Consider the following 14,028-nt stretch of genomic DNA (forward strand, 5'->3'; position numbering starts at 1 on the left):
TGAGGATAGGTCAGAAGGTGTAAACCTTATTCAGGACGGGACATGAGGTACAAAAAAAGCGAAGCCCTTGGGCTTCGCTTTTTTTTTCGTTGCCATGCCGTTCACTTAAGCCAAAACAGGCCTGTAGGCGCGAACTGGCCTACAGGTTATGAGTGTTAACTCAGGAATTGCTCCGCGTGATGGCAAGCCACTTGCCGGTTATCCAGCACGCGTAAGTTAGGCTCGTGCGTACTGCAAAACTCAGTCGCATACGGGCAGCGCTTGTGGAAGGCGCAACCTGAGGGCGGGTTCAGCGGGTTGGGCAATTCACCGACAATTTTGATTTTTGGCTTGAGCGGATCCGGGTGGATGGTCGGGGTCGCTGACAATAGCGCTTGGGTGTAGGGATGCAGCGGCCGGGTGTAGATTTCTTCTTTTGGGCCCATTTCTACCGGGCGGCCCAAGTACATGACCAGCACTTGATCTGCCACGTGCCGCACCACCGCTAGGTTGTGTGAAATGAAGACGTAAGCGGTGTTGAACTCTTGCTGCAAGTCCATGAACAGGTTGAGCACCTGCGCTTGAATTGAGACGTCGAGCGCTGATGTCGGTTCGTCCGCCACCAGCACTTTGGGTTGCAGCATCATCGCCCGCGCCAGAGCGATGCGTTGACGCTGCCCGCCCGAAAACATGTGCGGGTAACGGTGGTAATGCTCTGGGCGCAAGCCGACCTGTTTCATCATGGCCTGGACTTTTTCGCGGCGTTCGCTGGCGCTCAATGTGGTGTTGATCAACAGCGGTTCGGCCAACTGATCCCCGACTTTTTGCCGAGGGTTAAGCGAGGCGTAAGGGCTCTGGAAGACCATCTGCACGTCTTTTCGCAGTTGTTTACGCTCAGCCTTATTGGCCCCCGCGACTTCTTGTCCGGCGATTTTCAATGAGCCGGAGGAAGGTTCTTCAATCAGTGTCAGTGCACGGGCCAAAGTGGATTTGCCACAGCCTGACTCGCCGACCACTGCCAGGGTTTTTCCAGCTTCCAATTCAAACGATACGCCGTTGAGTGCGCGTACCAGTGCATGACCTTTGAACAGGCCTCGGGACACTTCGTAATGACGGGTTAGGTCGCGGGCAGTAAGAACAACGGTCATTACGCCACCTCCTGATTCAAGGGGAAGAAGCAGCGCACTTTGCTATGAGCTTTGGGCTCAAGGGCCGGGCGTTGCTGGCGACAGGTGTCTTGCACATAAGGGCAGCGTGGAGACAGTAGACAACCTTGCGGGCGGTCGTAGCGCCCCGGCACGATACCCGGCAAGGTCGCTAGACGCGCAGCACCCATGCTGTGTTCTGGGATAGCGGCGAGCAGTGCTTCGCTGTAGGGATGAGCGGGCACGTCGAACAAATCGGGCACTTGGCCCACTTCAACCGCCTGGCCCGCATACATAACGCATACCCGCTGTGCGGTTTCAGCCACCACGGCCAAATCGTGGGTGATGAGCACCAGCCCCATGTTCTGTTCGCGTTGCAGGTTGAGCAGCAAGTCCATGATCTGGGCTTGAATGGTTACGTCCAGAGCGGTGGTCGGTTCGTCGGCGATCAGCAGTTTGGGTTCGCCAGCAATCGCCATGGCAATTGCCACACGCTGACTCATGCCCCCCGACAGTTGGTGCGGGTAGGCCTCCATGCGACTGGCAGCTCCAGGGATTTCTACTTTTTCGAGCAGTTCGATGGCGCGTTTACGGGCGTCTTTTTTCGACATCTTGAGGTGCAGGCGCAGCACTTCTTCAATTTGGAAACCCACGGTATAGCTGGGGTTCAGAGCGGTCATAGGGTCTTGAAAAACCATCGCCATGTCTTTGCCAACAATTTGCCGACGTTGACGCGGGCTAAGGGTCAGCATGTTTTTACCGTCGAAATTCAGCGCGTCTGCGGTGACGATGCCGGGGTGCTCGACTAGGCCCATCAGCGCCATCATGGTCACGGACTTGCCGGACCCCGATTCGCCAACAATGGCTAGCACTTCGCCTTTATCCACAGACAGACTCAAACCATCGACCACGGGCACGGCATTGGCGTCGCCAAAACGAACGTTGAGATTCTTAATTTCTAGCAGTGACATGGGAATCTCCTCAGGCGGCGTTCTTGAGTTTCGGGTCCAGCGCATCGCGCAGACCGTCGCCCATCAGGTTGATTGCCAGCACGCTGAGCAAAATGGTCAAGCCGGGCAGCGTCACCACCCACCACGCACGTTCAATGTAGTCACGGGCCGAGGCCAACATGGTGCCCCACTCAGGCGTTGGCGGCTGTACGCCCAAGCCCAGAAAGCCCAAGGCGGCCGCGTCGAGAATCGCCGAGGAAAAGCTCAGCGTGGCCTGTACGATCAATGGCGCCATGCAGTTGGGCAGCACGGTGATGAACATCAGGCGCGGCAAGCTGGCACCCGCTAGGCGAGCAGCCGTGACGTAGTCGCGGTTCAGCTCGCCCATCACGGCGGCGCGAGTCAGGCGCACGTAAGACGGTAGTGAGACCACGGCAATCGCGATCACGGTGTTGATCAGGCCAGGGCCGAGGATGGCGACAATCGCCACCGCCAGCAGCAGTGATGGCAGGGCCAGCATGATGTCCATTAAACGCATGATGCCGGGGCCGAGGAGGCGCGGGAAAAACCCGGCAAACAGGCCCAAAACCACGCCTGGTATCAGCGAAATAACCACGGATGACAAGCCGATTAGCAGCGACAGGCGCGAACCTGCTATCAGGCGCGACAGCATGTCCCGGCCCAACTCGTCGGTGCCCAGCAAAAATTGCCATTGACCGCCTTCAAGCCATACCGGCGGGGTTAGCAGGAAGTCTCGGTATTGTTCGCTCGGGTTGTGCGGCGCGACCCAAGGGGCAAAAATCGCGCAGAACACGATGATGCTCATGAAAATCAGGCCGGCCACAGCGCCTTTGTTTTTGGCGAAGGCGTGCCAGAACTCTTTGTAAGGGGATGGATAAAGCAGGCTTTGATCCACTTCAGTCGCGTTGGTTGATGTGCTCATGGTCAGGATCTCAGCGCTGGTGACGGATGCGTGGGTTGGCTAGGCCGTAGAGGATGTCCACCACGAAGTTGACCAGAATCACCAAGCAGGCGATTAGCAGGATGCCGTTTTGCACCACGGGATAATCCCGGGCACCTATGGCTTCGATCAGCCATTTACCGATTCCTGGCCACGAGAAGATGGTCTCAGTCAGCACGGCTCCCCCCAGCAGGGTGCCGACTTGCAGGCCGATCACGGTTAATACCGGGATCAGGGCGTTGCGCAGTCCGTGCACGAATACCACGCGTGCTGGCGACAGGCCTTTGGCCCGTGCGGTGCGGATGTAGTCTTCGCGCAGCACTTCAAGCATGGATGAACGGGTCATCCGCGCAATCACCGCCAGCGGGATGGTGCCGAGCACGATGGCGGGCAGAATCATGTGGTGCAGCGCGTCCCAAAACGCCTCGGGCTGGTCGCTGAGTAGGGTATCAATGAGCATGAAACCGGTCTTTGGCTCGATGTCGTAGAGCAGGTCGATACGTCCGGTCACTGGCGTCCAGCCCAGTCCGACGGAGAAAAACATGATCAGAATCAGCGCCCACCAGAAGATCGGCATGGAGTAACCCGCGAGCGATAACCCCATGACCCCGTGGTCAAACAGGGAGCCGCGCTTGAGCGCCGCAATAACCCCGGCCAGCAGCCCGAGGATGCCTGCAAACAACAGGGCGAACATTGCCAGTTCAAGGGTGGCGGGGAACAGCACGGAAAACTCGCTCCACACGCTTTCACGTGTGCGCAACGATTCTCCCAAATCGCCTTGGGCAAGCTTGCCGATGTAATCGAAATATTGCTCGTACAGCGGTTTGTTCAGGCCCAGGCGCTCCATGGCCTGGGCGTGCATTTCAGGGTCTACCCGACGCTCACCCATCATGACTTCGACCGGATCGCCGGGGATCATACGAATCAGGGCGAAGGTCAGCAAAGTGATGCCGAAGAAAGTGGGTATCAGCAACCCCACTCGGCGGGCAATAAAACTAAACATCGTGTGGTGTACCTCATCAGCCGGTTAGGCAAGTCCGCCAGTGCTCGGGTGAACGCTGGCGGGTTTTTATTGTTCTACTTCACCTGGGTAGTGGCAAAGTTGTTATTGGTCAAAGGGCTTAGGGTGTAGCCCTCGACGTTTTTGCGCATGGCTGTAAAGAGCATAGGGTGTGCGACGTTGATCCAGGGTTGTTCTTGATGAAATATCACCTGTGCTTGTTCATAGAGTGCAGCCCGTTCTGCGGGTTCACTGATGTTGCGTGCTTTGGTGATCAGGTTTTCGAAGGCTTTATTGCACCAGCGCGCATAGTTCTCGCCGTTTTTGGCGGCCTCACAACTCAGCAGCGGGGTCAGGAAGTTGTCCGGGTCGCCGTTGTCGCCGCCCCAACCCGTGGACACTAGGTCATGCTCGCCGGCTTTGGAGCGCTTAAGCATTTCGCCCCATTCCATGACCCGGATGTCGAGTTTGAGCCCGATTTTTGCCAGGTCTGATTGCAGCAACTGAGCCCCCAGCATCGGGTTGGGGTTGGTTGGGCCGCCACCGTTGCGGGTGAAGAAGGTGAAGGTCGTGCCTTCGGGTACACCGGCCTCTTTGAGCAAGGCCCGGGCTTTGTCCAGGTCACGTGGCGGGCTTTGCAGTGTTGTGTTGTATCCCAGCATTGTCGGTGGGTAGGGATTAATGGCCAACAGGGCATTGCCTTGGCCGTGCACGCTGTTCAGGTACGTCTGTTTGTCAAAGGCCATGTCGATAGCCTGCCGTACCCGCACATCGCTGAGGTATGTGTGGCTCGTGTTCATGGCGATGTAGCTGGTCATCAGGGCGGCCAGTTCATCGACCTTGAGGTTGGGGTCTTTACGAATATTGGAGACTTCATCGGGCTTGGGGTACAGGGCGATCTGGCATTCGTTGGCCTTGAGTTTTTGCAGGCGCACGTTGCTGTCGGTGGTCACGGCGAAAATCAGGTTGTCAGTCGGTGGCTTGCCACGGAAATAGTCCGGGTTGGCTTTGAAGCGCACTTGGGCGTCTTTGTTGTATCGCACGAAAATGAACGGGCCAGTGCCAATCGGCTTGCTGTTTAGTTCGGCCGTTTTACCGGATTTGAGCAGTTGATCGGCGTACTCGGCGGAGTAAATCGACGTGAACGGCATGGCCACGTCGCGCAAAAATGGCGATTCGGCATGGTTGAGCGTGATTTTGACGGTCATGTCGTCCACTTTCTCAACGCTCTTGAGCAGGTCTTTGAAGCCCATGCTTTCGAAATAAGGAAAACCGACCAGCGAGAGAGCGTGCCAAGGGTGATTCGGGTCCAGTTGGCGCTGAAAGCTCCAGATCACATCGTCGGCATTAAGAGGGCGGGTCGGTGTGAAGTAGTCGGTGGTGTGAAACGTGACGCCGGGGCGCAGGTAAAACGTGTACTGGAGACCATCGGGGCTGATGTCCCAACGCTCAGCCAGGGCGGGCTCAACATCAGTGGTACCCGGCTTGAAGTCGACGAGGCGGTTGAGGATGGTTTCTGCCGAGGCATCGGCCGTTACGGCGGTGGTGTATTGGACTATATCGAACCCCTCGGGGCTGGCTTCGGTGCAGACCACCAAGTTTTTAGCCGACACACTGACAGCGACACTGAGCATCGCCAGGGCAAAGGCGGTGTGTAGTGAAAGTCTTTTCATGGCAAGCCTCTCCGGTCGGTTGAGCCAACGTAACAACCACAGCTGACTCGTTGCATCAGCCGAGGTCGTTTTTTTGTGAAATACAGTGATTAAAGAATGTTGAACGGGATGGTTGTCACCACACGGAACTCATTGATGCTGCCGTCAGACTGGTTTTTGCTGGCACGGTGCGTGGTGTAGGCCGCGCGTATGGCCGTGGCTTTCAGCGGGCCACTTTGAATTGCATAGGATGTGCCAACGCTGTACTCCGAATGCTTTTCACCGTTCATGTTGCGTACATCATAGGCGGTGCCCTTGTAGTGGGTGCCGTCGATGTCCCAGCCGCGAGCGTGGTAGGCGTTGAATTTCAGGCCGGGAATGCCGTATTGCGCCATGTTGATGCTGTACGCCAGTTGCAGTGACTTTTCGTTCGGGCCGTTGAAGTCCGACAGCAGCGAGTTGGCCAGATAAATGCCATTGGTTTCGTGCAGGTAGTCGAAGTACTCGTCGCCGACCACTTGCTGGTACGACACGCTCACAGTGTGTGCTTGGTGAGTCAGGCCAAATGCCAGGCTGTAGGCGTCGTTGTTGATCTCGCCCATGGCTTTTTTGCCGGTATCTAGGGTCTTGTAGTAGTTGAAATTGGTATTCAGGCCCAACACGGCATCGTCGCCCCAGTTATGCACTGCACCGACGTAGTACTGGTTCCAGAAGTCTTCAACGTGGGTCGCGTAGAGCGAGGTTTTCAGGTTGCTGAACGGCTGGTAGCTTAGGCCCGCGACGCTGGCGCGATCCGTTTCAACGCCGAGGGCGCCATATTCACTGCGGAACTTGCTCAGGCTTTGTTCGGTGCGTGGCGAGACCCGGTCAAATGAGCCGGCATCGAACGCGAGGTTGTTGAATTCTTCGCTGCGCAGCCCCACGCCTTGAAAGCTAGACGGCAGTGCTCGGTTACCGATCACATCGAGGGTCGGGCTGCTGAAGTTCTGTCGGCCTACGGTCAGTGTGGTGTTAGACATGCGCGCCTTGATATTCGCCAGACCCAATTTGCTCCACTGGTCAACGGCATCCCCGTTGCTGTGTGTGAGGGTGCGGTTGTTATTGCCGGCAATGTGGTTGACGTCTCGATCCAAGGCGATGGCGTTGTACGCCGCCACTTGAGTGCTAAACCCCACGGTTCCCTGAGTAAAGCCCGAGCTGAAATCAAGAATAGTGCCCTGGGTCCAGTTGATCCGGCGCGGCGTAGTTTTGATGGTCCCATGATCGTTGTAGGTGAACTGGCCACCTCGGCGTTTGAGTTCGTTGGCGTACCAGTTGCGCGTGGTGCCGCTTAAGCTGCTGCCTTCTACAAAACCCTCGGTTTTGCTTTGCTCGCTGGCGTCTGATTTGAGTTGGGTGCCGATAAACTCATCGGCATGGGCCGTGGTACTGAGAGTGCCGAGGGTTAGGGCTAACAGCGTGGTGCTTGTAAGTTTCATGGTTGAGGCTCCTGTGCTTTATTTTTTTATTGCCGTTTTGTTCTGCGATACGGCTGTGTGGCTACGTTTAGAGCGGGGCGAGCAGGTATTTGGGCAAAGCCTCAGCGGGCCACCGTGGGTGGCCTGCTGAAACTGAGGTGATTAGGGGGGGGCTCAGTCGTCGACGCTGACGCCTGAGAAGGCATTGCGGCCAAAGGGGCTGACTTGGAAGCCCTGCACCTTGGTGCTCAAAGGCTGATTGACCGTCGAGTGAGCAATCGGGGTGATCGGGATTTTTTGCTTGAGCAACTGCTGGGCTTGTTTGTACAAGACCGTTCGTTGCGCGCGGTCAGTGATGGTCTTGGCGTTTTTGATCAGCGTGTCGTAGGTCTTGTCGCACCACATGGAGTAGTTGTTGCCGCCGATAGCATCGCAGCTGTACAGCGTACCGAGCCAGTTGTCGGGGTCGCCGTTGTCACCGGTCCAGCCGATCAGGGTAATGTCATGTTCGCCATTTTTGGTGCGCTTGATGTACTCGCCCCACTCATAGCTCACGATCTCGACCTTTAAACCGATCTTGCCCCAATCGGATTGCAGCATCTGCGCCATGAGTTTGGCGTTGGGGTTATACGGGCGCTGTACGGGCATGGCCCACAAGGTGATTTCGGTGCCTTCCTTCACCCCGGCCGCCTTCAGCAGTTCTTTGGCTTTTTCAGGGTTGTAAGGCGCGTCGACGAGGGAGTCGTCATAAGACCACTGTGTGGGCGGCATCGCATTGACCGCTTTCTGCCCAGCGCCCTGATACACCGCTTTGAGAATGGCGTCTTTATTGACGGCCATGTCCAGCGCTTGGCGCACCGGCAGTTGATCGAGTGGTGGGTGCTGGACGTTGTAGGCGATATACCCCAAGTTGAAACCTGGCTTTTCAATGACGCGCAATGCGGGGTCAGCTTTGAGCCCGGCCACATCGGCCGGGCGCGGGTTTAGCGAGACCTGGCACTCGTTTTTGCGCAGCTTTTGCATGCGGGTCGCGGCGTCGACATTGATCGAAAAAATCAGGGTGTCGAGTTTGACTTGGCTGGGGTCCCAATACGCTTTGTTGGCGACATAGCGGATGCTCGAGTCTTTTTGATAGCGCACGAACACATAGGGCCCGGTGCCAATCGGTTGTTGGTTGATGTTGCCTGGCTTGCCGGTTGTGAGCAGTTGATCGGCATATTCGGCGGAGAGTATTGACGCAAAGCTCATGGCCAAGTTTTGAATGAATGCGGCGTCCACCGAATTGAGCGTCATGACCACCGTCATTGGGTCGGTTTTTTCGACGCTGGCGATGTTTTTGTTAAGGCTCATGCCACTGAAGTAAGGGAATTCGGTGGGGTAGGCCTTACGAAAGGGATGCTCGGGGTTAAGCATGCGGTTGAAGGTGAATAGCACGTCATCGGCGTTAAAGTCGCGGGTCGGGATAAACCACTTTGTGGTGTGAAATTTCACCCCTTCACGTAGATGGAAGGTGTAGGTCAAGCCGTCTTCGGAAATATCCCAACGCGTCGCCAATGCCGGGACGACAGCCGTGCCGCCTTTTTCAAACTCGGACAGGCGGTTATAGATAGGTTCGGCGGCATCGTTATCGGTGGCAGCGGTGTATTGCGCGGTATCAAAACCTGCAGGGCTACCTTCCGAACAAAACACCACGCTTTTGGCTGCGTACGCAAGCGGGCTGCCGACCAGTATGCCGGCGCTAATCAAGGCAAATAAAACCAGAGGTTTGCACATCGGTATCCTTATCCTTTTTATTGTTCTATGAGTGCTAAACGTGTGCTTTTGAGCGGCGTCATCGTTACGCGCACAGAGAGCTTGCGCCATGCCGTGCAATGGGCTGGCTGGGGCTAGACGTTAGAGGGGGAGAGGCGCGTGAGTAAATGCGTCAGAGCTGACAATGTTGTAGGACGCTTCCGAGAGTCCTATAGCCTCCGCTGTAGTACGGAGTAGTTTTAAAACGAGGGGGATTTCTGATGCCTTTGTAGAGCAAGTGAATGCGGCACTGTCGCCGCATTCACCGTGCGGCTTATTTGCTGACGCTGACGCCGTAAAAGGAGTTGAGGCCAAAGGGACTGATTTTGAAGCCCTCCACGTTTTTGCGCATGGGTTGGTACACCGTCGAGTGGGCGATCGGTGTCATCGGTACCTGACTTTTAAGCAGATGCTGAGCTTGTTGGTAAAGCTTTGTGCGCTCGGCAACGTCGGTGGTGTTTTTAGCGGCTTTAACCAATTTGTCGAACTCTGGATTGCACCACTTGGAGAAGTTATTTCCCGCTATCGCGTCGCAACCGAACAAGGTTCCTAGCCAGTTGTCCGGGTCACCGTTGTCGCCGCTCCAGCCAATCAGCATTGCGCCGTTCTCGCCGCCTTTGGAACGCTTGATGTACTCGCCCCACTCGTAGCTCACGATCTTGGCCTTGATACCGATTTTGCCCCAGTCTGCTTGCAGCATTTCAGCCATGAGTTTGGCGTTCGGGTTGTACGGACGTTGAACCGGCATGGCCCACAACGTGATTTCGGTGCCTTCCTTAATTCCTGCTTCCTTGAGTAGTTGCTTGGCTTTTTCGGGGTCGTAAGGCGCGTCTTTGATGGTGTCGTCATACGACCATTGGGTGGGCGGCATGGCGTTTACTGCCAGTTGGCCCGCGCCTTGGTAGACCGTATTAATGATTTGTTGCTTGTTCACGGCCATGTCCAGCGCCTGGCGAACCTTGAGTTGAGCCATTGGGTTAGGCTCGTCGCTGCCTTTTATCTTGTCCATCACGTTGTAAGCGATGTAGCCAAGGTTAAAGCCCGCCTGGCTTGGCATCTTCAGATTTGGATCTTCTTTGAAGGCTTTTAAGTCAGCAGGGCGAGGATAAAGCGTGATTTGGCATTCATTCTTTTTCAGCTTTTGCATTCGCACCGACGGGTCGGTGGTGATGGCGAAAATCAGGTTGTCGATTTTTACGTCTTCAGGCTTCCAGTAGTCCTTGTTGCCGGTGTAACGGATGTTCGAGTCTTTTTGGTAGCTCTTGAACACGAACGGGCCAGTGCCGATGGGCTTTTGGTTGATGTCGGAAGGTTTGCCCTCTTTGAGCAGCTTGTCGGCGTACTCAGCTGATTCGATGGATGCAAAGTGCATCGCCATGTTCTGAATAAAGGCCGCGTCGACGGTGTTCAGGGTGAACTTGACGGTTTTGTCGTCGATTTTTTCCACCTTGGCGATGTTTTTATCCATGCCCATGTCGGTGAAATAAGGGAATTCGGTCGGGTAGGCTTTACGGAACGGCATGTCTTTGTCGAGCATGCGATTGAAGGTAAAAAGCACGTCGTCGGCATTGAAGTTACGGGTTGGGGTGAAGTAGGGCGTGGTGTGGAACTTGACCCCGTCACGCAGATGGAAGGTGTAGGTCAGGTTGTCCGGTGAAATGTCCCAACTCGTGGCCAGCCCGGGAATGACTGTGGTGCTGCCGCGTTCGAACTCGCTGAGGCGGTTGTAGATCGTCTCTGCCGAAGCATCGAAGTCTGTGCCTGTGGTGTATTGGCCGGGGTCAAAACCTGCCGGGCTACCTTCAGAGCAATACACCAGGTTGGTGGCTGCCAGGGCAAAAGGTGCGCTTGCCAGCAGGCTGGCGCCCACCAATAAAGGAATGATTGCGTGTTTGAACATGGAGACCTCTTTTTTGTCATTTTTAGTGTGAGGGCGACCCAATGAATCAGCCTCTCGATACTTACCCCATCCTGGCCGGTGCGACATGCACAACACGGCTCAGGGTTAACCATAGACCGTTAACGTGCCGTTGCCGTTAGATCCAGATGGGGGGTTACTTATCTAGGCTCTTGGCGGGAAAATATGTCGGCGTATGTTTGTTTGTGTGTAGGAAAAGTCCCTTTTGCTCGTGGGTTGTCGGATATTGCAGGCACAAAAAAGCCCTTGAGGCGTGAAGGCTGCAAGGGCTTGAGTGATGAGAGTGATGAGAGTGATGCTTATTGCATTTGAACTTCAATCACGCCATCTGCACTCATGCTGATCTCGCTGGTTCCGGCTTCGACTTCAGGTGTGGGTGCGGAATCCATGGCCGGGGAGGCGGCTTTCATCATCATTTCGCTGCGCATGTAAGGTTGCGGGTAGCCGTTGCTGTTGAGGTTCAGGTTGACGATTTTGTAACCCTTGCCGCCCAGTGCGTCGGTGGCCAGTTGAGCGCGGGCTTTGAACGCATTGACTGCATCTTTGAGCAGGGCGTCTTCGCTGGTTTTGCGGGTGTTGGTAGCCACGGTGAACTGCATATTGCCCATTTTCAGGGTTTGCATCAGATCGCCGGTAAGTTTGGACAGGGCCGCAAAGTCGGTGCTTTCCAGGCGCAATTCGGCGCGCTCACGCCAGCCCGTGATCTTTTGGGTTTTGTTGTCGTAAATCGGGTAGCTGTTACGGTTGCCTTGGCGCAGGGTGACTGCTTTGACTTGCTTGGCCTCGCCGAGGGCTTTGTTCATGACGGTGGTGACTTCGGCCGCCAGCTTGGCCGAATCAGTATTTTGCGCTTCGGTGTACAGCGTCACGATCATCAAATCTCGCGGCACTTCCTGACTGGCTTCTGCGCGCAGTGAGATCTGATTGTAAGTAACCCCCTCTGCCAGCGCTGGCAGGCTGGCAAATGCGCCAATGCTCAGCGTCAGAAGGGCGGCAGTGCGCTGAAACGTAAACATAGAAGCTCCTTGGATGAGGTCAGCAATACGCATAAGACTCTAGTGGCCAGCATTCAGTTCGCCCAGTTACATTTTCAATACAACTGTAGATGCGTCCTACTTTCTGTAGGCCCGAGCTTGCTCGCGATCTTTTTATCCTTATAAAAGCCCGCGCCAGCGAGGGCGCTTTTAGCGGGTTTTCAAAAAAACACACTGTGGTCCATTGCCGCACTTTTGCCTGTCAGGCCGTCAGCTTGGTTATACTCCGTGCCGTCCGCCTGGAGCACTCATCAGGAGAGCTCATGCTCGCCCCCGTTCAGTTATTGTCTGCTACCCGTCAGAACCTCTGGCGCCTTACGTTTATCCGCATGCTGGTGCTCGCCGCGCAAGCGGGCTCGGTAGGTATTGCCTATGGGTTCGATTTGCTGCCGCTGCCTTGGTTTCAGTTGTGCCTGACCTTGGGCTTTTCGGCGCTGTTGTGCGCGTTTACCGCCATTCGCTTGCGCACTACTTGGCCGGTCACCGAGCTTGAATATGCCCTGCAACTGGCCTGCGACCTGTTTATCCATAGTGCCTTGCTGTATTTCTCCGGGGGCTCGGCCAACCCCTTTGTGTCGTATTACCTGGTGCCGCTGACCATCGCGGCGGTGACGCTTCCGTGGCGCTACTCGGTCATTTTGACCAGTATTGCGCTGGCGCTTTACACGTTGCTGCTGTTGCAGTTTTACCCGGTCGATGCCGCACCGTTCTTCCGTGAAAAACTGCAAATTTACGGCATGTGGCTAAGCTTTGCGCTGTCGGCCGCCGTCATTACCTTCTTCGCCGCTAGAATGGGTGAAGAACTGCGTCGTCAGGAAGAACTGCGCGCCTTACGCCGCGAAGAGGGCCTGCGTGACCAGCAATTGCTGGCTGTTGCCACGCAAGCGGCCGGCGCCGCTCATGAACTGGGAACGCCACTGTCGACCATGAGTGTGTTGCTCAAAGAGATACGCCGCGACCACCTCGACCCCGAGCTGCAAGACGACTTAAGTGTGCTGCAGGACCAAGTCCAATTGTGCAAGCAAACCTTGCAGCAACTGGTCCGTGCCGCTGAAGCCAATCGTCGTCTAGCCATTGAGGTGCAAGATGTTACCGATTGGCTGGACGAGGCGTTAAACCGCTGGCACTTGATGCGCCCTGAAGCAACGTATCGCTTTCAGTGCCTGGGGCACGCGCCGATTCCGCGCCTAGCGCCACCGCCGGACTTGACTCAAGCACTGCTTAATTTGCTGAACAACGCCGCAGACGCCTGCCCGGAAGGGCTGGAGGTGACTGTGGATTGGGATGCTGTTGATTTGACCATCAGTATTCGTGATCACGGTGCGGGTGTGCCGCTGGCCATCGCTGAACAAATTGGCAAACCTTTTTTTACCACTAAGGGCAAAGGTTTCGGCCTGGGCCTATTCTTGAGCAAAGCCAGCGTGACACGCGCTGGCGGCTCGGTAAAACTCTACAGTCATGAGGATGGCGGCACGCTCACCGAGCTGCGCCTGCCACGTGTCGCCCGAGGAAACGAAAATGAGTGAAGAAGTTCAGGTCGAAGGCGAAGAACTGCCACATTTGCTGTTAGTGGATGACGACGCGACGTTTACCCGAGTCATGGCTCGCGCCATGGCCCGACGCGGGTTCCGCGTCAGTACCGCGAGCTCGGCCGAAGAAGGCTTAATGCTGGCTCAGCAGGACTTGCCTGATTTCGCCACGCTGGACCTGAAAATGGACGGCGACTCGGGTTTGGTATTGCTACCCAAATTGCTGGAATTGGACCCGGAAATGCGCGTGGTGATCCTAACCGGTTATTCGAGCATCGCCACGGCGGTTGAGGCGATCAAACGTGGCGCCTGCAACTACCTGTGCAAACCTGCCGATGCTGACGATGTGGTTGCAGCCTTGCTTTCGCAGCATGCCGACCTTGAGACCCTGGTGCCGGATAACCCCATGTCGGTAGACCGCCTGCAGTGGGAACACATCCAGCGCGTGTTGGGTGAACATGAGGGCAATATCTCTGCGACCGCCCGCGCGCTGGGCATGCATCGCCGTACCTTGCAGCGCAAATTGCAGAAGCGCCCGGTCCGTCGCTGAACAGAAGCTGTCGCTGTTTCGTTACAACTTGCAACAAAACAGCGGCAAGCCCAGTCTGTATT

11 protein-coding genes are annotated in these 14,028 nt (G+C 56.0%); 2 read left to right on the top strand and 9 right to left on the bottom strand.

From position 1 onward, the window contains the following. Nucleotides 1-155: 155 nt before the first annotated feature. From B347_RS0104630 to B347_RS0104670, 9 genes are all read right to left on the bottom strand, one after another. Nucleotides 156-1,127, bottom strand: a complete 972-nt coding sequence (locus tag B347_RS0104630) for a peptide ABC transporter ATP-binding protein (protein WP_019408539.1) — start codon at nt 1,125-1,127, stop codon at nt 156-158. Beyond that, nucleotides 1,127-2,095, bottom strand: a complete 969-nt coding sequence (locus B347_RS0104635) for an ABC transporter ATP-binding protein (protein WP_019408540.1) — start codon at nt 2,093-2,095, stop codon at nt 1,127-1,129. Before B347_RS0104635 ends, B347_RS0104630 begins: the two co-directional genes overlap by 1 nt. A gap of 10 nt (nt 2,096-2,105) precedes the next feature. Continuing rightward, entirely contained in the window at nt 2,106-3,017 is a 912-nt protein-coding gene (locus B347_RS0104640) for an ABC transporter permease subunit (RefSeq protein WP_019408541.1), read from the bottom strand. A gap of 10 nt (nt 3,018-3,027) precedes the next feature. Beyond that, nucleotides 3,028-4,038, bottom strand: coding sequence for an ABC transporter permease subunit (locus B347_RS0104645; RefSeq protein WP_019408542.1), 1,011 nt, complete (start codon nt 4,036-4,038; stop codon nt 3,028-3,030). Nucleotides 4,039-4,112: 74 nt separating this feature from the next. Then, complete coding sequence (locus tag B347_RS0104650; RefSeq protein ID WP_019408543.1) at nt 4,113-5,708, bottom strand: ABC transporter substrate-binding protein; 1,596 nt, start codon at nt 5,706-5,708, stop codon at nt 4,113-4,115. Nucleotides 5,709-5,797: 89 nt separating this feature from the next. Beyond that, nucleotides 5,798-7,165: an OprD family porin gene (locus B347_RS0104655; protein WP_019408544.1), complete on the bottom strand. Its 1,368-nt coding sequence runs from the start codon at nt 7,163-7,165 to the stop codon at nt 5,798-5,800. A gap of 153 nt (nt 7,166-7,318) precedes the next feature. Next, nucleotides 7,319-8,917, bottom strand: a complete 1,599-nt coding sequence (locus tag B347_RS0104660; protein ID WP_019408545.1) for an ABC transporter substrate-binding protein — start codon at nt 8,915-8,917, stop codon at nt 7,319-7,321. A gap of 292 nt (nt 8,918-9,209) precedes the next feature. Then, entirely contained in the window at nt 9,210-10,835 is a 1,626-nt protein-coding gene (locus B347_RS0104665; protein ID WP_019408546.1) for an ABC transporter substrate-binding protein, read from the bottom strand. A gap of 317 nt (nt 10,836-11,152) precedes the next feature. Further along, nucleotides 11,153-11,869 carry an SIMPL domain-containing protein gene (locus B347_RS0104670; protein WP_019408547.1) on the bottom strand — a complete coding sequence of 239 codons (717 nt, stop codon included), beginning with the start codon at nt 11,867-11,869 and terminating at the stop codon, nt 11,153-11,155. Between the two features lie 281 nt (nt 11,870-12,150). On the opposite strand from B347_RS0104670, the gene B347_RS0104675 reads away from it, so the two are divergent. Continuing rightward, nucleotides 12,151-13,413, top strand: a complete 1,263-nt coding sequence (locus tag B347_RS0104675) for an ATP-binding protein (protein WP_019408548.1) — start codon at nt 12,151-12,153, stop codon at nt 13,411-13,413. Continuing rightward, complete coding sequence (locus B347_RS0104680) at nt 13,406-13,966, top strand: response regulator transcription factor (protein WP_019408549.1); 561 nt, start codon at nt 13,406-13,408, stop codon at nt 13,964-13,966. Before B347_RS0104675 ends, B347_RS0104680 begins: the two co-directional genes overlap by 8 nt. Nucleotides 13,967-14,028 lie beyond the last annotated feature (62 nt).

The organism is Pseudomonas psychrophila HA-4 (assembly GCF_000282975.1).
Lineage (GTDB): Bacteria > Pseudomonadota > Gammaproteobacteria > Pseudomonadales > Pseudomonadaceae > Aquipseudomonas > Aquipseudomonas psychrophila_A.